The sequence below is a fragment of the Bradyrhizobium nitroreducens genome (genome assembly GCF_002776695.1).
Lineage (GTDB): Bacteria > Pseudomonadota > Alphaproteobacteria > Rhizobiales > Xanthobacteraceae > Bradyrhizobium > Bradyrhizobium nitroreducens.
The window spans coordinates 4,852,253-4,870,649 of record NZ_LFJC01000003.1 but is presented as its reverse complement, the minus strand read 5'-3'; the positions used below and the strand labels follow the sequence as shown (position 1 = coordinate 4,870,649).

Annotated in this window: 19 protein-coding genes; 5 read left to right on the top strand and 14 right to left on the bottom strand. The window is 64.7% G+C overall.

Annotation, left to right across the window (positions count from 1 at the left end):
* Nucleotides 1-133: 133 nt before the first annotated feature.
* Nucleotides 134-1,309 carry a vWA domain-containing protein gene (locus TSA1_RS23480; protein WP_100178400.1) on the bottom strand — a complete coding sequence of 392 codons (1,176 nt, stop codon included), beginning with the start codon at nt 1,307-1,309 and terminating at the stop codon, nt 134-136.
* A 123-nt stretch (nt 1,310-1,432) separates the two neighbouring features.
* Here TSA1_RS23480 and TSA1_RS23475 point away from each other — a divergent pair, with 123 nt between their 5' ends.
* Both TSA1_RS23475 and TSA1_RS23470 read left to right on the top strand, forming a co-directional pair.
* Nucleotides 1,433-1,678 (top strand): GlsB/YeaQ/YmgE family stress response membrane protein, encoded by a 246-nt coding sequence (locus TSA1_RS23475; protein ID WP_063201887.1) that lies wholly within the window; start codon nt 1,433-1,435, stop codon nt 1,676-1,678.
* A gap of 96 nt (nt 1,679-1,774) precedes the next feature.
* Entirely contained in the window at nt 1,775-2,617 is an 843-nt protein-coding gene (locus tag TSA1_RS23470; protein ID WP_008140272.1) for an AAA family ATPase, read from the top strand.
* Between the two features lie 1,006 nt (nt 2,618-3,623).
* Here TSA1_RS23470 and TSA1_RS23455 read toward each other — a convergent pair.
* From TSA1_RS23455 to TSA1_RS23430, 6 genes are all read right to left on the bottom strand, one after another.
* Nucleotides 3,624-3,941 carry an immunity 53 family protein gene (locus tag TSA1_RS23455; protein WP_100178399.1) on the bottom strand — a complete coding sequence of 106 codons (318 nt, stop codon included), beginning with the start codon at nt 3,939-3,941 and terminating at the stop codon, nt 3,624-3,626.
* Between the two features lie 142 nt (nt 3,942-4,083).
* Nucleotides 4,084-4,371 (bottom strand): hypothetical protein, encoded by a 288-nt coding sequence (locus tag TSA1_RS23450; RefSeq protein WP_100178398.1) that lies wholly within the window; start codon nt 4,369-4,371, stop codon nt 4,084-4,086.
* A gap of 1 nt (nt 4,372) precedes the next feature.
* Nucleotides 4,373-6,019, bottom strand: a complete 1,647-nt coding sequence (locus TSA1_RS23445) for a GMC family oxidoreductase (RefSeq protein ID WP_100178397.1) — start codon at nt 6,017-6,019, stop codon at nt 4,373-4,375.
* A 16-nt stretch (nt 6,020-6,035) separates the two neighbouring features.
* Nucleotides 6,036-6,629: a GNAT family N-acetyltransferase gene (locus tag TSA1_RS23440; RefSeq protein WP_100178396.1), complete on the bottom strand. Its 594-nt coding sequence runs from the start codon at nt 6,627-6,629 to the stop codon at nt 6,036-6,038.
* A gap of 115 nt (nt 6,630-6,744) precedes the next feature.
* Nucleotides 6,745-7,671 (bottom strand): SMP-30/gluconolactonase/LRE family protein, encoded by a 927-nt coding sequence (locus TSA1_RS23435; RefSeq protein ID WP_100178395.1) that lies wholly within the window; start codon nt 7,669-7,671, stop codon nt 6,745-6,747.
* Nucleotides 7,672-7,804: 133 nt separating this feature from the next.
* Nucleotides 7,805-8,638: an AraC family transcriptional regulator gene (locus TSA1_RS23430; RefSeq protein ID WP_174719040.1), complete on the bottom strand. Its 834-nt coding sequence runs from the start codon at nt 8,636-8,638 to the stop codon at nt 7,805-7,807.
* Nucleotides 8,639-8,807: 169 nt separating this feature from the next.
* Here TSA1_RS23430 and TSA1_RS23425 point away from each other — a divergent pair, with 169 nt between their 5' ends.
* The gene (locus tag TSA1_RS23425; RefSeq protein ID WP_100178394.1) at nt 8,808-9,911 is read left to right on the top strand and encodes a mandelate racemase/muconate lactonizing enzyme family protein; all 1,104 of its coding nucleotides are present in this window, start codon (nt 8,808-8,810) and stop codon (nt 9,909-9,911) included.
* Nucleotides 9,912-9,920: 9 nt separating this feature from the next.
* Here TSA1_RS23425 and TSA1_RS23420 read toward each other — a convergent pair whose 3' ends face one another.
* Nucleotides 9,921-10,274 (bottom strand): hypothetical protein, encoded by a 354-nt coding sequence (locus TSA1_RS23420; RefSeq protein WP_100178393.1) that lies wholly within the window; start codon nt 10,272-10,274, stop codon nt 9,921-9,923.
* Nucleotides 10,275-10,458: 184 nt separating this feature from the next.
* Here TSA1_RS23420 and TSA1_RS23415 point away from each other — a divergent pair, with 184 nt between their 5' ends.
* Nucleotides 10,459-10,683 (top strand): hypothetical protein, encoded by a 225-nt coding sequence (locus TSA1_RS23415; protein ID WP_028138161.1) that lies wholly within the window; start codon nt 10,459-10,461, stop codon nt 10,681-10,683.
* A gap of 282 nt (nt 10,684-10,965) precedes the next feature.
* Here the strand turns inward: TSA1_RS23415 and TSA1_RS23410 are convergent, their stop codons facing one another.
* Complete coding sequence (locus tag TSA1_RS23410; RefSeq protein WP_100178392.1) at nt 10,966-11,622, bottom strand: glutathione S-transferase family protein; 657 nt, start codon at nt 11,620-11,622, stop codon at nt 10,966-10,968.
* A gap of 171 nt (nt 11,623-11,793) precedes the next feature.
* Here TSA1_RS23410 and TSA1_RS23405 point away from each other — a divergent pair, with 171 nt between their 5' ends.
* Nucleotides 11,794-13,017 (top strand): polyhydroxyalkanoate depolymerase, encoded by a 1,224-nt coding sequence (locus tag TSA1_RS23405; protein WP_100178391.1) that lies wholly within the window; start codon nt 11,794-11,796, stop codon nt 13,015-13,017.
* Between the two features lie 39 nt (nt 13,018-13,056).
* On the opposite strand, the gene TSA1_RS23400 is transcribed toward TSA1_RS23405, so the two are convergent.
* The 5 genes from TSA1_RS23400 to TSA1_RS23380 form a co-directional block, all read right to left on the bottom strand.
* The gene (locus tag TSA1_RS23400) at nt 13,057-13,524 is read right to left on the bottom strand and encodes a PaaI family thioesterase (protein ID WP_430649802.1); all 468 of its coding nucleotides are present in this window, start codon (nt 13,522-13,524) and stop codon (nt 13,057-13,059) included.
* The gene (locus TSA1_RS23395) at nt 13,524-14,123 is read right to left on the bottom strand and encodes a bifunctional transcriptional activator/DNA repair enzyme AdaA (protein ID WP_100178390.1); all 600 of its coding nucleotides are present in this window, start codon (nt 14,121-14,123) and stop codon (nt 13,524-13,526) included. The genes TSA1_RS23400 and TSA1_RS23395 overlap by 1 nt, the downstream gene beginning before the upstream one ends.
* Nucleotides 14,124-14,217: 94 nt before the next feature.
* On the bottom strand, nt 14,218-16,086 hold the full coding sequence (locus TSA1_RS23390) for an ABC transporter ATP-binding protein (protein WP_100178389.1): 1,869 nt from the start codon (nt 16,084-16,086) through the stop codon (nt 14,218-14,220).
* Between the two features lie 9 nt (nt 16,087-16,095).
* On the bottom strand, nt 16,096-17,022 hold the full coding sequence (locus TSA1_RS23385; RefSeq protein WP_100178388.1) for a 2-hydroxyacid dehydrogenase: 927 nt from the start codon (nt 17,020-17,022) through the stop codon (nt 16,096-16,098).
* Between the two features lie 7 nt (nt 17,023-17,029).
* On the bottom strand, nt 17,030-18,358 hold the full coding sequence (locus tag TSA1_RS23380; RefSeq protein ID WP_100178387.1) for an NAD(P)/FAD-dependent oxidoreductase: 1,329 nt from the start codon (nt 18,356-18,358) through the stop codon (nt 17,030-17,032).
* Between the last annotated feature and the right edge of the window lie 39 nt (nt 18,359-18,397).

Genomic DNA, 18,397 nt, shown 5'->3' with positions numbered 1-18,397 from the left:
GGGTCTTCCCTTCTCTTTCGTCATTCCGGGGCGCGACGAAGTCGCGAGTCCGGAATCCATTCCTCCACTGACACTGGCGCCCGATGGATTCCGAGTTCTCGCTTCGCGAGCCCCGGAATGACGACGGTGAGAGTCAGTGCGTCAATTCCTTCATCGCGCCTTCCAGACCCTCGATCGTGATCGGGTACATGCGATTGGCGAAGATGCGTTTGATGATGGTGGTCGATTCCGAATAGTCCCAGTGCTTCTGAGCGACCGGATTCAGCCACACCGCATGCGGATAGGTGCGGATGATGCGGTCGAGCCAGACCGAGCCGGGCTCCTCGTTGACGTGCTCGACCGAACCGCCGGGCACCATGATCTCGTAAGGCGACATCGAGGCGTCGCCGACGAACACGATCTTGTAGTCGTGCGGATATTTGTGCAGCACGTCCCAGGTCGGGGTGCGGTCGGTGAAGCGGCGCTTGTTCTGCTTCCACACGCCTTCATAGAGGCAGTTGTGGAAGTAGAAATACTCCATGTGCTTGAACTCGCTCTTCGCCGCCGAGAACAGCTCCTCGACCTGCTCGATATGCGCGTCCATGGAGCCGCCGATGTCGAAGAACACCAAAAGCTTCACCGCATTGCGTCGCTCGGGGCGCATGTGGACGTCGAGATAGCCGTGATTGGCGGTCTCGCGGATGGTGGTGTCGAGATCGAGTTCGTCGGGCGCCCCGGTGCGCGCGAACTTGCGCAGGCGGCGCAGCGCCACCTTGATGTTGCGGATGCCGAGCTCGACATTGCCGTCGAGATCCTTGAACTCGCGCTTGTCCCACACCTTCACGGCGCGGTTGTTGCGGTTCTTCTCCTGGCCGATGCGAACGCCTTCGGGATTGTAGCCATGGGCGCCGAACGGCGAGGTGCCGGCGGTGCCGATCCATTTGCTGCCGCCCTGGTGGCGGCCCTTCTGCTCCTCGAGGCGCTTCTTCAAGGTCTCCATGAGCTTGTCCCAGCCCATGGCCTCGATCTGCTTCTTCTCCTCCTCGCTGAGATACTTCTCGGCGAGCTTCTTCAGCCACTCCTCGGGGATCTCCGCCTTCTCCATGGCGTCGAGCAGGTTTTCCAGCCCCTTGAACACCGTGCCGAAGACGCGGTCGAACTTGTCGAGGTTGCGCTCGTCCTTCACCAGCGAGGTGCGGGACAGATAGTAGAAATTCTCGACCGAATAGTCGCTGAGGTCGGCGTCGAGCGCCTCCATCAGCGTGAGGTATTCGCGCAGCGTCACGGGGACCTGCGCGTCGCGCAGAGAGGTGAAGAATTGCAGGAACATGGCTGACAGATTGCCCGTCGGGGGACGAACGTCAAGGGGCGGAGATCGACCTTGGGCGCTGGACCGGGAGGCTTTTTGCTCTAGAATTGACCGCCTCAAGGGGTTGTTTTGGGGACGTTTGCAATGGGAATTGTCGCAGCACTCATCATCGGCGCGATCGCAGGCTGGCTCGCGGGCAAGATTGTCCACGGGGCGGGATTTGGACTGATCGGCAACATCGTTGTCGGCATCATCGGCGCGCTGGTGGCAAGCTGGGTATTGCCGCAGCTGCACATCCAGCTGGCAACGGGCACGTTCGGCGCCATCGTGGACGCCACGATCGGCGCGGTGATTGTGCTGGTCATCCTTTCGCTGATAAAACGGGTCTGAAAGCCTGACCGAACCAGGAACGGCCGCCGCGAGCGGCCGTTCGCTTGTCGCGACGGGACTTAACGCCTCTCGCCGACGATGACCCAAGGACACGCGATGAAATTTACCGGCACCAAGGACTATGTTGCGACCGACGATCTCAAGGTCGCCGTCAATGCCTCGATCGTGCTCGAGCGCCCGCTCCTCATCAAGGGCGAGCCCGGCACCGGCAAGACGGTGCTGGCCGAGGAAGTGGCCAAAGCGCTGAACGCGCCGCTTTTGACCTGGCACATCAAGTCCACCACCAAGGCGCAGCAGGGCCTCTACGAATACGACGCGGTGTCGCGCCTGCGCGACAGCCAGCTCGGCGATGCGCGCGTGTCGGACATCAAGAACTACATCAAGCGCGGCAAGCTGTGGGAGGCCTTCACGGCCGAGCAGCGCCCGGTGCTCCTGATCGACGAGATCGACAAGGCCGACATCGAATTCCCGAATGACCTCTTGCTCGAGCTCGACCGCATGGAATTCCATGTCTACGAGACCGGCGAGACGATCAAGGCCAAGCAGCGGCCGATCATGATGATCACCTCCAACAACGAGAAGGAGCTGCCGGACGCGTTCCTGCGCCGCTGCTTCTTCCACTACATCAAGTTCCCCGACGCCGACACGATGGGCCGCATCGTCGACGTCCACTTCCCCGGCATCAAGAAGCGACTGGTCGAGGAAGCGCTGCGCATCTTCTTCGAGGTGCGCGAGGTGCCCGGGCTGAAGAAGAAGCCCTCCACGTCGGAGCTGCTCGACTGGCTCAAGCTGCTGCTCAACGAGGACATGAGCGTCGAGCAGCTGAGGGAAAGAGATCCGCGAAAACTGATCCCGCCGCTGCACGGCGCGCTGCTGAAGAACGAGCAGGATGTGCACCTGTTCGAGCGGCTGGCGTTTTTGAGCAGAAGGGAAGTCTAGGTTTCGTGTCCCGGACGCGCTGCAGCGTGCAACGCTGCGGCGCAGAGCCGGGACCCAGGGCGGCACGGATTGCTCGGAGACATGGGCCCCGGCTCTGCAGCGCACCGCAAGGGCGCTGCGCTGCGTCCGGGGCACGAGAGCGGAGTTCGTGCGCGCCCCTCTCCACGTCATTGCGAGCGCAGCGAAGCAATCCAGAATCCCTCCGCGGCGGCAGGCTGGATTGCTTCATCGCAAGGGCTCCTCGCAATGACGGAGCAAGCGGCAACGGCCGCGGCTCTTCAGCACACACCCTAATCCCAGACACGCCTTCGCAGCCTCGCGGCGCATCTCACCCGAGCTTTGCTTCATCTCTCGCTCCCTCTTCAGTCAGAGGGCGCAGGGAAGGCCGGGCGCCGACTGGCACCCGCGGTCTGCCGCGCGAAATGCACACGCGAAAAAGACCGCACAGCAGCATACAGGTGTCGCCGAACGCTCGGCCTTCCCTGCGCGATGGTCGGACGGCTTATGCCGTGATCTCCCGGGAGCCGAACTTTCCTTCTGGCCTCCCTCACCCCGCGAATTGGATGATGCAGTCTGCCCGGTTGGGCTCGCTCGCACCTTCGCTAGACTTGACCGTGGCAACGACGGTCAGGACCACACGGTTTTGCCGTACGCGCGTTCGCTGGTCACCACATTATCTCCCGGGCTTGTCGACGTTGCCGGAAGAATGTGGCGAGACGAACTGAACAACGCCGCTCGTCCGCACGAAGCCTCGGGCTCACAGGGACTACCCGCCCTGCCCGCGCCTCTCGCGCACGACGCTGCCGCGTCCACCGCAACCCGGCCCGCGTTTCGAACGACTCGCGAACCGCCCCTCTTCGTGGGCCGGGCTGCTTCGATGTATGCCGCAATTCCGAATTTCGGTAAAGTGGAATATTTTTGCGAGAAGGGGTTGACGGGGTTGGCGGGTGTTTTGCCCGACGGGTCCGGCGCGGGATCGGTGCGAAGGCCAACGCCATCCTGCGGACTACTCCCTCACTGGCGCTTCGGCCCAACCCAAGAAAATCGAAAGCACCTCACGAAGCCGACTGGGAGGACAATAGCCAACGAATTGCCGATCCCTGACCTCACAATGGAAGAAATCCGTGTGGTCGTCACTTTGCGCCTCCTTGATCTTCTCAAAACTGCGACCAAGAAGATATGTATCGGTAAGGTCAACCTTGAATGACCACCCAGGATTATCGAGAGTATCGAGCTTAATGCCGTAAGTGTGCTCCCAATCTCCGTTGCATTGAGCCGCGTACCAGCGTTCCAGTCGCTCAAGCACGTCGTCTGCGTCCTGCATCGGATTTCTGTCCGTTGGGATGACCGTAGAATGGGTTAGGGATAGCGTAACCCACCTCTTTCATCTCCGCATCAAGAGAAGTGGTGGTTTACACTATCGCTAACCCACCCCACGGGACGCTTCTTCTTGGCTAGTCCGCGAGCTACGCTAAATCGCTTGCGGCTTTTGTCCGCCAATGTTCCAGGGATTCGAGAATGATTGTTGTGGGCCAGCTTGGATGAGCCTCCTTCTTGCCGGACCACGTCAAGTGAACTTCGGCTACTCTTCCATCGTCCAGTGAGACAAGAACGTCGTCACGGTCATCTCGCCTGGCATCCACCTTGACCTCCAAACCGGCAAGCGGGTGCCGATCACCGATCTCCCTCCTCAACTCCTCTTCGAGAAGAAGGCGTTCCCGTTCATCGATGATCTGACGCCAGGGCTCAATCACCTTACGCCACCGCGGTGTCCGGAATCCTTGCCGCTTCCATCGGCGCCTTGCCGCGGATCAGGTCCGAGGCGCGGTCGGCGATCATCATGGTGGAGGCGTTGAGGTTGGCCGAGATCATGCGCGGCATGACCGAGGCGTCGATGACGCGGAGGCCTTCGAGGCCGTGGACGCGGAGCTGGTCGTCGACGACGGCCCAGTTCGAATCCGCCGGGCCCATGCGGCAGGTGCAGCCGGGGTGGAAGGTGGTGGTGCCGCGTTCAGTGGCGGCGGCGAGGAACTCGTCGTCGGTGTTGATGTTGGGGCCGGGGAAATCCTCGTAGGCGTAATAGGGCGACAGCGGCGCGGACTTCAAAAGCCTGCGCGCGAGCTTCATGCCGCCGACGATGACGCGGCGGTCGAGCTCGGCGTCGAGATAGTTGGTCTGGATGATCGGCGGCGCGAACGGGTCGTTCGAGCGGATGCGGACATAGCCGCGGCTTTCCGGGCGCTGCTGCCAGGACGCCACCGTCATGCCGGGCTCGTCCTCGAGCTGGCCCTGCACGCCTTCCTTGTAGGACGCGGGCGTGAAGGTGAGCTGGAGGTCGGAGGAGTCGGCGCTCTCACCGGAATGCCAGAAGCAATAGACCATGGTCGGCGACAGCGAGAGCAGGCCGCGGCGCGCGGTGGCCCATTTCAGCGCCTCGATCCACAGCGAGACACCGCGGCGAAGCTCGTTGATGGTCTTGATGTCCTTGACGCGCGCCACCGTGCGCGGGGCGTAATGGTCCTGCAGGCCCTCGCCGACCGGCAGCGCGTGACGCACGGCGATACCGTGTTGCTGCAGCAGATCGGGCGAGCCGATGCCGGAGAGCTGCAGCAGCTGCGGCGAATTATAGGTGCCGCCGGACAGGATCACCTCCTTGTTGGCGCGCACTTCGATCGGCGTGCCGCCGCGGCCGCCCTTGGTATAGCGCACGCCGACGGCGCGCTTGCCCTCGAAGATGATCTCGGTCGCGTGCGCATGGGTGTGCACATGCACGTTCGGCCGCTTCATCGCGGGCTTGAGGAACGCGGTCGAGCCGGAGACGCGCAAGCCCTTGTCGATGGTGCGCTGGCAGTAGGAGACGCCTTCCTGTATGGCGCCGTTGTAATCGGGGTTGCGGGGAATGCCGAGCGAGACCGCGCCTTCCATGAACGCTTCGCAGAGCGGATCGCGCCAGTCCATCGTGGTGACGGTGAGATTGCCGTCGCGGCCGCGAAACGTGTTGTCGCCCTCGCCGACCCGCTTCTCCAGCCGCTTGAAATAGGGCAGCACGTCGGCATAGCCCCAGCCGCGATTGCCCATCTGCGCCCAGGTGTCGAAATCCATGCGCTGGCCGCGATTGTAGATGTGGCCGTTGATCGAGGATGAGCCACCGAGCGTCTTGCCGCGCGGCGCGTAGATGCTGCGCCCGCCGGTCCAGGGCCCCGGCTCCTGCTGGTAGGCCCAGTTGATGCTCTTCATGTGGAAGGTCTTGATGAAGCCCGCCGGCAGATGGATGTAGGGATGCCAGTCGGAAGGACCCGCTTCCAGCACGCAGACGCTGGTGTTCGGATCTTCGCTCAGCCGGCTGGTGAGCACGCAACCGGCGGAGCCTGCGCCGATGATCACATAGTCAAATCTATCCATGGTGCCCCGGCCGCCTTCAGCGCGGCTTTTCGTTGAGTTGATAGTTGAGATGCGCCTTCACCGTCGGCCATTCGGCGGCGGTGATGCTGTAGACGACGGTGTCGCGCAGCGTGCCGTTCGGCGCGATCTGGTGACTGCGCAGGATGCCGTCCTGCTTGGCGCCGAGGCGCTCGATGGCGCGGCGGCTCTGGTGGTTGAAGAAATGCGTGCGGAATTCGACCGCGATGCAGTTCAAGGTCTCGAAGGCGTGGCCGAGCAGCAGCAACTTGCACTGGGTGTTGAGCGGGCCGCGCTGCGCGCTCTTCGCATACCAGGTCGAGCCGATCTCGACGCGGCGGTTGGCGGCATCGATGTTCATGTAGGTGGTCTGTCCGACGATCTTGCCGCTCGCATCGAACACGGTGAAGGGCAGCATCGAGCCTGCGGCCTGCAACCCCAAGCGGCGGTCGATCTCCTTGGCGACGTTGTCCGGCGTCGGGATCGCGGTGTACCAGATGGTGTAGAGATCGCCGTCCTTCACGGCCTCCACCAGCCCCTCGCGGTGCTCCTTCGACAGCGGCTCGAGACGGGCGTGCTGTCCACGCAGGGTGATGGGATCAGGCCAGGGCATTTGAGGTCTCTCCTACGTCATTCCGGGATGGTCCGAAGGACCAGACCCGGAATCTCGAGATTCCGGGTTCGATGCTTCGCATCGCCCCGGAATGACGATAGCGCAAGCGCAATCGTCACTTGTTCAAAAAGTTCAACGGCAAACCGCCGCGCGGCCAGTCCATGGCGACGAGCTCGCCCTTGCCGGACAGGGTGATATAGGCGGTCTTCAGCTCGGGGCCGCCGAAGGCGATGTTGGTGGTGACGCGGTCGCCGGTCGGGACCTGCTCGACCAGCGTGCCGTCGGGCGCGATGACCGAGATGCAGCCGGAGACGAGGGTGGCGACGCAGACATTGCCGCCGGCTTCCACCGCGAGCGAGTCGAACATCTGGTAGCCGCCGAGGCCGCAGATCGGCTTGCCCCGCTCACCGCGATAGATCACGTCCCGCGGCTTCAAGGTGCCCGGCGCCGAGAGCTCGTAGGCCCAGAGGCGGCCGGTCGGCGTCTCCGCGATGTAGACGGTATTTTCATCCGGCGACAGGCCGATGCCGTTGGCCGGCAGGATGCCGTGCACGATCTCGACGAGCTCGGTCATGCCGGGCTTGAGGTAGTACATGCCGCCGACATCCATCTCGCGCGCACGGCGCTTGCCGAGATCGGAGAACCAGAGCCCGCCCTGCTTGTCGAACACCAGATCGTTCGGTCCGCGCAGATCGTGCTCGTCGCATTTCGTCACGACGGTCTCGACCTTGCCCGACTGCAAATCGACGCGCTGGATCGAGCCACCGAGATAATCGTCGGGCTGCGGACCCGGCATGATCATGTTGCGGGTCGGGATCCAGGAGAAGCCGCCATTGTTGCAGACGTAGATCTTGCCGTCGGGTCCGAGCGCGGCGCCGTTCGGGCCGCCCGGAATCTTCGCCACGATCTCCTTGCGGCCATCGGGATAGACGCGCGTCAGGCGCTGACCGCGGATTTCCACCAGCACCACCGAGCCGTCCGGCATCACGACCGGCCCTTCGGGAAATTCGAGGTCGGTGGCGAGAACGCGGACATCAGACATGTGAGACCCTCCCGGCTGCTTGTTCTGACTTGCACGGGATGTCCGGCTCGGCCCCACACGCAAGATTTGCCCGAGGTTATGGCAAAGTCGCCTCGGCTTGCCAAGCAAGCGGGATGGTATGCCAGCGTTGCGCTTACTCCTTCACCGGCACCCAGATCTGAAAGCCGCCATTGCCGGTTGCGGGATCGAACGTCACGTCGTAGCGCTCGAAATTCGGTGCGTCCGCGGCCTGCAAACCCGAGCCGGGCAGCCATCGATTCCAGATCGTGTTGACGGTGCGGCGGATCGAGGCGACGTGGTCGGTGTGCGTGAACACCGCATAGCGCTGCTCGGGGATGCGGATGCGGGCGAAGCGTCGCGGCAGGTCCGAGAAATCGGCGACCTCGACGCCGGCGATGTAGTCGAAATTGCCGGCATCGTCGCCGTTGCAGCAGACGCCGTAGGCGACCTGTCCGACCCTCGCGGGAATGTCGGCGACCTCCTGATGGAAGCGGTGCCAGAGGCCGGGAATGACGGCGCCGTTGTCGCAGGAGATGCGCTCGGCAGGACCGGCGACCAGGAAGGCCTTCATGGTTTCAAAACGCGGCGGGGCGAGATGGTCGAGCATGGTGGAGTCCATGAGGATCGGCTCCTGAAGCTTGAGCTGGTTGACGCACATTGCCGCCCTCACCGCTTCGGGCGTGGCGCCGAACTGGTCGCGGAACGCGCGGGTGAACGCTTCGTGCGAGCCGTAATCGGCCTCCAGCGCGACGCTGAGGATATCAGGCGCGCCTTTCGCAAGAAGACGCGCAGCCTCCGTCAGCCGCCGCGCGCGCACGTAGCGCATCACCGGCAAGCCGGTGGCCGCGGCAAACGCGCGCACGATGTGGAACCGTGACACGCCCGAGATCGAGGCGATCTCGTCGAGCGCCATCGGCTCGGCCAGATGGCTCTCGATGTACCAGAGCGCGCGCTGCGCTGGGTTCATGGTGACTACTCTCGTTCGAAGCGCGGAGATGATGGGCTGCCGCCACCGGCTTCGCTTGATCCGCATTGCTGTCCGCGCACAAGGATAGTCCGGGAATGGCCACTGGCAACGCCCTGGCATTCGCAGCTACACTCTCCAGAACCGCTCACGAGAAAGAGGAACCCGCGTCATGGAAATCACCGATGTGCGAGCGCACCATATCCGCATCCCCTATGACGCCGGCGTTGCGAGCTTTCGCCAGGGCGCGTCCGCAATCACCGCCCTCGACATGGTGCTCATCGAGGTCTTGACCGATGCCGGACTGACCGGCTGGGGCGATGCCTTCGCCTATGTCTGCCCGCGCACCACGCGCAGCGCGGTGGAGGAGATGATCGCGCCGCAGGCCCGCGGAATGAAGGTGCCCGATGCCGCCGGCATCCCCGCCGCGATGGAGCAGATCCAGCGCAACCTGCACCTGTTCGGCCGCTACGGCATCACCATGTTCGCGATCTCGGGGCTCGACATCGCGCTGTGGGACTTGGCGGCGAAGGTGCAGGGCGTGCCGCTACATCGCCTGCTCGGCGAAACCAGGCGCACCGCCATTCCGGCCTATGCGAGCCTGTTGCGGATCGGCGCACCCGACGACATCGCGGCCGAATGCAGGAAGGCGCTCGCGCTCGGCTATGGTGCGATCAAGCTGCACGAGACCACGACGCCTGCGGTGCTTGCCGCGCGCGAGGCGATCGGGCCAGGCATTCCGCTGATGGTCGACATGAACTGCCCGCTCACGGCCGAGCAGGCGATCGCGTTCGCTGCGTCATGCCGCGACGCGCGACCGATGTTTCTGGAGGAGCCGGTCTGGCCGCCGGAAGACTTTGCCGCGCTCGCCGAGGTCCGCAGCAAGGGCGGGCTCGGCATCGCCGCGGGCGAGAATGCCTGCACGGAATATCAATTCCGCCAGATGATGGAAGCGGGTGCGGTGAGCCACGCCCAACCGTCGGTGACCAAGGTCGGCGGCATCACGGAATTTCTGAAGATCGTGGCGCTGGCAGATCGGCTCGGCGTCAAGGTCGTCCCACACTCCCCGTATTTCGGGCCGGGCCTGCTGGCAACGTTGCACCTGCTCGCAACGCGCGAGGACGGGCTGGTCGAGATGTTCTATCTGAAGCGCGAGGCCTGCCTCTGGGGCGGCCGCGCGGATAGCGATGCCACCGGCCATGTCGCGGTGCCGACAGGACCGGGGCTCGGCCATGAGCCGGACCGGGGCGTGATGGAGCACTATCGCGTGGCGTGATGGCCGCCTCTATTTCGCGGCGTCCTTGGGCGGCGCGTCCTGCTTCTTTTTCAGATCGTCCGCCTGCTTCGCTTGCGCCGTCTGGAGATCGCCGATCGTCTTCTGCAAGCCTGCGAGCGTCACCTTCAGCGCGTCGATCTGACGGTTGGCTGCGTCCAGCTTCTGCTGATGGTCGAGCGTGAGCTTGGTGATCGTCTTCTGCAGGAAGTCGACATTGCTCTGCAGGCAGCTGGTGCGCCGCTCCATGGTCTTCTCGACCGTGCAGATCTCGATGCCGGGCACGTCCTGCGCGTGCACCGGCGCATCCGCCAGCGTTGCGAGCAGCAATATCGCGAAACAAAGCCCGGCGTTTCGAAGCAGCATGCAGGTTCCTCGTCCATTCGATCACGGCAATGTGCGCTGTTTGCGCGCAGCCGCCAGAGGCTACCACACTGGTACCGCATTCTCGCGTTGAGCTTGCATCCGTTCCCTCGGACGGGGAACGATGATCCGCACGCGGAAGAAGTGGGCGCTCTTTCCGCGGCTTTGATTAGGGGAGATTTTTGGAATGGCAACGCGCGATAGACGATTGGCGGAATTCGACGGCGCCGGAGAACCACCGCCGGGCCTGGCGCTCGAGGTGCTGTGCGAGGACCACAGCGGGACGTACCAACTGCCGTTCGCCTGCCGCTATGTCGAGGGACGCTGGCAGAACCATGAGGCGGGCATTGCGGTCGAAGCGACCGTCATCGGCTGGCGCCTGCCGCGCGTGAAGCAGCGCGGGGCCGCCTGAAGCCTCCATGGCTGTTCCAAAATGCAACGGCGCCGCGCTCCGCCTTAACCTTCGGAACGCGGCCCGAACGAATCACGTCCGAATCAGCCGAACGACCGTGTACGCACCTGTTCACGGCTAGATGTCGGTGCGGCTGTGCAGATGCGTACAACATCTGTGCGGCGGGGCGAACGGCAGCGACCCGAAACGGGCGCCAAAGGTTAATCCGGACAAGGGCATAGCTCGCCCAGACCGCCGCGACCGGTCCCGCCCCCGAAACAGGCAAGGCCGCGTCAGGACTGCCTAATATTCGACCTCGAGCTCCTCGATCTCGGCCGGCTCCTCCCGCGCGGCCGCGATCCATTCGGCCATTTCGGGCATCGCCATGATGGTGTCGGCATAGGCCTTCAGCCGCGGCTCCAGCTTGACGTCATAGGTGACGAAGCGGGTCACCACGGGCGCGTACATCGCGTCCGCCATGGTGCGCCTCCCCCCGAACAGGAACGGGCCGCCCGACCTCTCAAGGCAGTCACGCCAGATCGACCAGACGCGGTCGATGTCGGCCTGGGCACGCGACCAGATCTTGAAGCCGGGAAAATGCCCTTTCAGATTCACCGGCAGCGAGGCCCGCAGCGTGGTGAAGCCGGAATGGATTTCGCCCGAGATCGCGCGGCAATGGGCGCGCTGCACGCGGTCATCAGGCAACAGGCCGGCGGCCGGCATCACCTCGTTGAGATATTCGGCAATCGCCAGCGTATCCCAGACCACCGCGCCCTCGTGCCGCAGGCACGGCACCAGGATCGACGACGACAGCAGCAGGATTTCCGCGCGCGCCGACGGATCGTCCGGCGCGGTGACGATTTCCTCGAAATCGAGCCCGGAGAATTTCGCCAGCAGCCAGCCACGCAGCGACCAGGACGAATAATTCTTGCTGCTGATGGTCAGTGTCGCCTTTGCCATGTGGCTCTTCCCTTAACGCCTGATCGCGGGCGCCGCGCCGCCGCGCGGGCCAGCCGGTGTCCTGTGCTTCCCGCCCAGAGAGCAGCAAGCGACGTGCCAATTTTCCGGGCGGTCCGGCTCCGGTCTGGCTTCGATATTGCATCACGACATGAGAGAGGTAGGCGTTTCAGCATGATGTCGATGTATTATCAGGCCTTTCAGAACCACATGGACCTGACCGCGCCGTGGCGCGCCGGGGCTTCGTCCGCACTCAAATTCCTCAATCTGGTGCCGCAGGGCATGTCGGATCAGGTGGTCGGCCGGCTGTCGGCGGCGCTGGAGCTGATCTCGCGCTCCACCCTGACCTACCACCGTCCCGCCTACGGCATCGACAGCGTCAGGGTGGGCAATCGCGAAGTCGCCGTCACCGAGGAGATCGCCTACGCGACGCCGTTCGGCTCGCTGCTGCACTTCAGGAAGGAGGGCGTGGGCGAGCAGCCGCGCATGCTGCTGGTGGCGCCGATGTCCGGCCATTTCGCGACGCTGTTGCGCGGCACCGTGCAGACGCTGCTCCAGGACCACGACGTCTACATCACCGACTGGCACAATCCGCGCGACATCCCGCGCAGCGAGGGCCGTTTCGGGCTCGACGACTACACCGAGCATCTCATCGACTTCCTGGGCCAGCTCGGCCCACGCCCGCACATGGTCGCGATCTGCCAGCCGTCGGTGTCGGCGCTCGCGGCCGCCGCGATCATGTGCGAGGACAACCATCCCTCGCGCCCGGCGACGCTGACGCTGATGGCAGGCCCCATCGACACCCGCATCCAGCCGACCAGGGTCAACGACTTCGCCAAGAGCAAGCCGATCGAATGGTTCGAGCAGAACCTGATCAACTACGTGCCGGTGCAATGCCGCGGCGCGTTGCGAAAAGTCTATCCCGGCTTCGTGCAGCTCACCGCCTTCGTCTCGATGAATCTCGAGCGCCACATCAAGCAGCACATGGACCTCGCCAACCACATCGCCAAGGGCGAGAAGGAAAAGGCCGCGACCATCAAGACCTTCTACGACGAATATTTCGCCGTGATGGACTTACCCGCAGAGTTCTACATAGAGACCGTGCGCGACGTGTTCCAGGAGCATCTGCTGCCGCAGGGCAAGTTGATGCATCGCGGCCGTCCCGTGAACACAAAAGCCGTCAGCCGGATGGGGCTGATGACGGTCGAGGGCGAGAAGGACGACATCTGCTCGATCGGCCAGACGCTCGCCGCGCAGGACCTCTGCACCGGCGTGCGCGCCTACCGCAGGGTGCACCACATGCAGGCCGGCGTCGGCCATTACGGCGTGTTCTCAGGCCGACGCTGGAACAACGAGATCTATCCGCTGCTGCGGGACTTCGTGCACGTGAACTCGTGAGGCATTTGCGCCGTTCGTCAGGGCGATCGAACGACGCTATCAGTTTGGAAAGATGAGGCACGTCGTTGTGCCATGCGCGAGCAGACGTCCATGGGCATCGACGACCCGTCCTTCGGCAGTGCCGATACGGCGGCCGCAGTTCAGTACCTTCCCTTCCGCCGTGATCAGGCCGGTCTGCGGGGTGATCGGTCGCAGCAGCGAGATCTTGAACTCCAGCGTCGTCTGCGAGATGCCCTTGTCGAGCATCGTCTGAACCGCCAGCCCCATGCAACTATCCAGCAGCGTCGCCGTCAATCCACCGTGCACGGTGCCCGCCGGATTGAGGTGATCGTCAGTCGGCTGCATCGAGACGACGACACGACCGCTCTCCGCGTGAGCCACATCGTAACCGAGTGTCCGGGCAATCGTATTGAGAGGAAGCTCGCCTGTCGCCAGTCCGCGGACGAACTCCAAACCACTCAATTGTCTTTGCTGCTCCGCGCTCACCGTCCCATAATTCTTGTCGATCACCACATTCTCCCCTTCGTTCGTTCAGCCTCGGCATTTGGCGACATTCTCTTTCGCAGCGCCGACGGCGGCCGGCCATAGAGCCGCGCAAACGCAGCATTGAGTCGCCTGGGGCTCGAAAAGCCAGCGCGCTCGGCGACCAACCGGATCGAAAGGTCGGTATTGTCGAGCAGCCGCTTCGCTCGGCGAACGCGCAGCGACAGCGCAACCTGCAACGGAGAGGCATCAAGATGTTCGGCAAAGAGGCGCGAAAGGTGACGCCCTCCCACACCAAGGCGCTGCGCAAGCCGATCGACCGTGTCTCGGTCGAGCGCTCCCTGTTCGATCAGCGCCAGCGCACGCTCGACTGTCGTCCTGGTACCCCTCCAAGCCGGACAGAACGGAGCCGTTTCCGGTCGACATCGCAGGCACGGCCTGAAGCCGGCGCGCTCTGCAGATGCGGCGCTTCGATGGAATGAAACGTTGCGCGGCAACGGCGTTCGCACCCGGCACACTGGACGGCAATAGACGCCGGTGGTCTTGACCGCGACGAAAACGATTCCGTCCCAAGCCGGGTCGCGGCGTTTGAAGGCCTCGTACTGGGCGGCGAAATCGAGCATTCCGCAACATAACGACCGCGCTCTCGCAAGGCGACCCGAATAAGAAGATCACGTCCGAAAACGACACCGCCCGCGCGTCAATTCGTGATGCGCTTCACGCCGACCACTCCTCGCCCCAGACCTGCACGACGTGGCCGGGCGAGACTTCGCGATACTGCCGCACCGGCGGCTTATAGTCCGGCGCGCGCACCGGGCTCCTGATCTCGTCGTTGGCCACCTCGCGCCGGGTGCCGCGACGTGACGGATCTGGAACCGGCACGGCGGCCATCAGCTTCTTGGTATAGGGGTGCTGCGGATTGCCGAACACATCGGCGCGCGGACCGATCTCCACGATCTCGCCGAGATACATGACGGCGACGCGATGGCTCATGCGTTCGACCACCGCGATGTCGTGGGAGATGAAGAGATAAGCGAGGCCCATGCTGGCCTGCAGGTCGAGCATCAGGTTCACGACCTGGGCCTTGACCGAGACGTCGAGCGCCGAGACCGCCTCGTCCGCAACGATCAGCTTCGGCCCGAGCGCGAGCGCGCGCGCGATGCAGATGCGCTGGCGCTGGCCGCCGGAGAATTCATGCGGAAAGCGCGCGGCCATGTCGGCGGAAAGGCCGACACGCACGAGAAGGTCGGCGACCTCATCGCGCGCCTGCGACGCCGTCGCGAGCCCGTTGGCGAGCAGGGGCGCAGCGATCGCCGTTCCCACCGACATGCGCGGATTGAGGCTCGCGAAAGGATCCTGAAAGATGATCTGCATCTGCTTGCGGAAATCGCGCAAAGCCCGGCCGCTCATCGCAAGCACGTCCTGGCCGTCGATCAGAACCGTGCCGCTGTCGGGCTCGGTCAGCTTCAGGATCGAACGGCCCGTCGTCGACTTGCCGCAACCGGATTCGCCGACCAGCGCCAGCGTCTCGCCGGCGCGCAAGGTGAAGGAGACGTTCTCGACCGCGTGGACGCGGCCCGAGACTTTACCGAACAGGCCCGAGCGGATCGGAAAGCGCGTGGTGAGCCCTGCGACTTCGAGCAGCGGCCGCTCGGCCGTCGAGACGGTGTCGGGCGTCTCCACCGGATCGTCCGAGGTGCCGGTCACCTTGTCGACGATCGGAAAGCGCATCGGCCGCGCACGTCCATCCATCGAACCAAGGCGTGGCACCGCTGCGAGCAGAGCGCGGGTGTAGGGATGCGAGGGCGCTTCGAAGATGCGCGCGGTGGCATCCGTCTCCACCGCCTGCCCGCCATACATCACCACGGTGCGGTCCGCGATCTCGGCGACCACGCCCATGTCGTGGGTGATGAAGAGGATCGACATCCCCTCCTCCCGCTGGAGCTCCTTCAGGAGCTCCAGGATCTGGGCCTGGATGGTGACGTCAAGCGCGGTGGTCGGCTCGTCCGCGATCAACAGCTTCGGCTTGCAGGCCAGCGCCATCGCGATCATCACGCGCTGGCGCATGCCGCCGGAGAAACGATGCGGATGCTCGTGGAAGCGCGACTTGGCCGCGGGGATTCGGACGCGATCGAGCAGGCGGATGGTCTCGGCCTCCGCCGCCGCGCGCGACAGGCCGCGATGCTGGATCAGCGCTTCCGCGATCTGGAAGCCGATGGTGAGCACCGGATTGAGGCTCGTCATCGGCTCCTGGAAGATCATGGCGACGTCATTGCCGCGAATGTCTGTCATGCTGGCTTCCGGCAACGCCAGCAGATCGCGGCCGGCGAGCATGACGCGGCCCTCGACGAGGCCAATGTCCTTCGGAATGAGTCGCATGATCGACAGCGCAGTGACGCTCTTGCCCGACCCGGACTCGCCGACGATCGCAACGGTTTCACGGGGCGCAACGTCAAAGGAGACGTTGCGGACGACGGGAATCCATCGTCGCTCGAGTATGAAGGAGGTGGTGAGGCCGGAGACGGACAGCACGGGGGACTGTGCTTGGGAGACGAGTGGGGCTGGTGCGTTTGCGCCGGTGCTCATGCGAGTGTCCTAATAGCCGCGCGTGCGATCGACACGCCCCGGCAATTCCTCGCCACGGCGGTGACGGCCGATGACATCGAGCACGAAATCGACGGCCGTATCCGGCGCGGTCATGGCTGCATTGTGCGGTGTCAGCAGGATGCGCGGATGGCTCCAGAACGGATGTGCCTCAGGCAGCGGCTCGGGTTCGGTGACGTCGAGCACCGCACCCGACATTGCACCGCTATCAAGGGCGGCGAGAAGATCGGCCTCGACGAGGTGCAGGCCACGCCCGACGTTCACCAGGGACGCGCCGCGCGGCAGGCGCGCGAACAGATCGGCATTGAGGATGCCGCGTGTCTCGTCGGTCAGCGGCAGCAGGCAAATGAGGATGTCGCTCTGCGCAAGGAAGCCTGGCAGCGCGTCGGCACCGGCATAACAGGTGACGCCATCGATCTCGCGCGGCGAGCGATTCCAGCCTGACAGCGGAAAGCCAAACGCCTTGAGGCGATCGAGCACCGCCTGCCCGAGCTGGCCGAGCCCCATCACGCCGACGCGTCGGCGCCTGGCCGGCGTGATCCGGATCTCGCGCCAGACCTGCTCTCTCTGCTGGCTGATGAAATCGAGGAGGTCGCGATGCAAGGCCAGCACGGCCATGGTGACATATTCAACCATGGTCTCGGCAATCCCGGGCTCCAGCATGCGGACCAGCGGAATATGTGCCGGGACCTTCGTGGCATCGAACTGGTCGACGCCCGCGCCGACCGAGAACACCAGCTCGATGTTGGGGAACGTCGCCGCGATGTCGTCGGGCGGCACCCAGGCCACGAGGTAGCGGACGTCGGCGGGATCGCCGATGTCAGGCCAGAGTCGGAACGGCAGATCGGGCGCGCGCTCGGCGAAAAAGCGCGCCCACTCCGCACCGCGAACCATGTTGGCCTTGTAGAGAACCGTCATGCGGCCCTCAGAACGGGCTGACCGGCGCCAGCCGGCGGCCGTCGATCATGCGCTTGTGGCTGTAGGGCTCGGGATCGACCAGCGGCGTGGTGCCGGTGACGATGTCGGCGGCGAGCTTGCCGGCGGCGGGGCCGATGCCGAAGCCGTGGCCGGAGAAGCCGGTGGCGAGGAAGAAGCCGGGCAGCGCATCGACCGGCGAGATCACCGGGATCGTGTCGGGCGTGCAGTCGATGGTGCCGCCCCAGGCTTCCGCGATCTCGATGTCCTTCAGATCGGGGTTGGCCTTGATCAGCGCCGCGAGCGCCGAATTGACCAGCGACATGTCGGGCGCGGGATCGCGCACCCGCTCGGTCTCGAACGGCGACGGCTTGTCGAAGCTCCAACTGGTGCCGCGCATGAGCTGGTCGAAGAACGACTTGCCGAACGACAGTTTCAACCCGTTCTTGCGATGCAGATAGGTCGGCCAGAAGGTCCAGGCGTAGCGGAGCAGGTCCGGCGACAATTCGACGGTGCCGCGATTGCGCAGCGCCAGCGTGTAGCCGCCGTCGAGGCGGCGGCGGATGCAATAGAAGTCAGTGCCGAGTGCGCCCGCGGTGATCTCCGGTCCCGGAGCGGTGCGGCACGCGGTGGCGTTGACGAGACCGATCGGCAGCTCGATGCCGTGACGGCGGCAGAACAGCGACGACCACGCGCCGCCCGACAGCAGCACGGATTGCGTGCGGATGGTGCCCTTCTCGGTGACGACGGCGCTGACGCGCCCGCCCGTCGTCTCCAGCCCGCGCGCCGCACAGCCCTGATGGATGGTGACGCCGTGTTTTCGCGCGGCAGTGGCGAGCGCGGGCACGGCCATCGACGGCTCGGCGCGGCCGTCACTCGGCGTGTGCAGGCCGCCGACCCAGGTGTCGGTATTGCCCGGCATGCGCTCGGCGACCTCGGCCGGCGTCAGCACGGTCGAGTGAACCTGCATCTCGCGCGCAACGGCGGCCCATCGCTCCCAGCTCGCGAGCTCGTCCTTGCTCTTGGTCAGGAACAAGACGCCGGTGCGGCGGAAGCCGGCATCGACGCCGGCGTCGTTCTGCATGTCCTCCCACAGCCGCAGCGCCTCGCGGGCCAGCGGGATCTCCTCCCGCGCGCGGCCCTGCTGGCGGCACCAGCCCCAATTGCGGCTCGACTGCTCGCCGCCGACATGGCCCTTCTCGACCAGCGCGACCGAGTGACCCTTCTTCGCCAGATGATAGGCCGCGGAGACGCCGATCACGCCGCCGCCGATGACGACGACGTCCACCTGCGCCGGCAGGCGATCGTCGCTATTGATACGGTTGAGCGGCGGGGACATGGGGCACTCCTGGAAGCTGGTTCGATCGAGTCTTACGTG

What these genes read in the sequence shown, in the direction of transcription:
- TSA1_RS23435 (WP_100178395.1), bottom strand. Translation starts at nt 7,671, where the DNA reads ATGTCTGATGTCCGCGTTCTCGCCACCGACCTCGAATTTCCCGAAGGG.
- TSA1_RS23445 (WP_100178397.1), bottom strand. Translation starts at nt 6,019, where the DNA reads ATGGATAGATTTGACTATGTGATCATCGGCGCAGGCTCCGCCGGTTGC.
- TSA1_RS23415 (WP_028138161.1), top strand. Translation starts at nt 10,459, where the DNA reads ATGGCAACGCGCGATAGACGATTGGCGGAATTCGACGGCGCCGGAGAA.
- TSA1_RS23430 (WP_174719040.1), bottom strand. Translation starts at nt 8,638, where the DNA reads ATGAACCCAGCGCAGCGCGCGCTCTGGTACATCGAGAGCCATCTGGCC.
- TSA1_RS23405 (WP_100178391.1), top strand. Translation starts at nt 11,794, where the DNA reads ATGATGTCGATGTATTATCAGGCCTTTCAGAACCACATGGACCTGACC.
- TSA1_RS23385 (WP_100178388.1), bottom strand. Translation starts at nt 17,022, where the DNA reads ATGACGGTTCTCTACAAGGCCAACATGGTTCGCGGTGCGGAGTGGGCG.
- TSA1_RS23395 (WP_100178390.1), bottom strand. Translation starts at nt 14,123, where the DNA reads ATGCTCGATTTCGCCGCCCAGTACGAGGCCTTCAAACGCCGCGACCCG.
- TSA1_RS23390 (WP_100178389.1), bottom strand. Translation starts at nt 16,086, where the DNA reads ATGAGCACCGGCGCAAACGCACCAGCCCCACTCGTCTCCCAAGCACAG.
- TSA1_RS23380 (WP_100178387.1), bottom strand. Translation starts at nt 18,358, where the DNA reads ATGTCCCCGCCGCTCAACCGTATCAATAGCGACGATCGCCTGCCGGCG.
- TSA1_RS23410 (WP_100178392.1), bottom strand. Translation starts at nt 11,622, where the DNA reads ATGGCAAAGGCGACACTGACCATCAGCAGCAAGAATTATTCGTCCTGG.
- TSA1_RS23425 (WP_100178394.1), top strand. Translation starts at nt 8,808, where the DNA reads ATGGAAATCACCGATGTGCGAGCGCACCATATCCGCATCCCCTATGAC.
- TSA1_RS23480 (WP_100178400.1), bottom strand. Translation starts at nt 1,309, where the DNA reads ATGTTCCTGCAATTCTTCACCTCTCTGCGCGACGCGCAGGTCCCCGTG.
- TSA1_RS23475 (WP_063201887.1), top strand. Translation starts at nt 1,433, where the DNA reads ATGGGAATTGTCGCAGCACTCATCATCGGCGCGATCGCAGGCTGGCTC.
- TSA1_RS23420 (WP_100178393.1), bottom strand. Translation starts at nt 10,274, where the DNA reads ATGCTGCTTCGAAACGCCGGGCTTTGTTTCGCGATATTGCTGCTCGCA.
- TSA1_RS23440 (WP_100178396.1), bottom strand. Translation starts at nt 6,629, where the DNA reads ATGCCCTGGCCTGATCCCATCACCCTGCGTGGACAGCACGCCCGTCTC.
- TSA1_RS23470 (WP_008140272.1), top strand. Translation starts at nt 1,775, where the DNA reads ATGAAATTTACCGGCACCAAGGACTATGTTGCGACCGACGATCTCAAG.
- TSA1_RS23455 (WP_100178399.1), bottom strand. Translation starts at nt 3,941, where the DNA reads ATGCAGGACGCAGACGACGTGCTTGAGCGACTGGAACGCTGGTACGCG.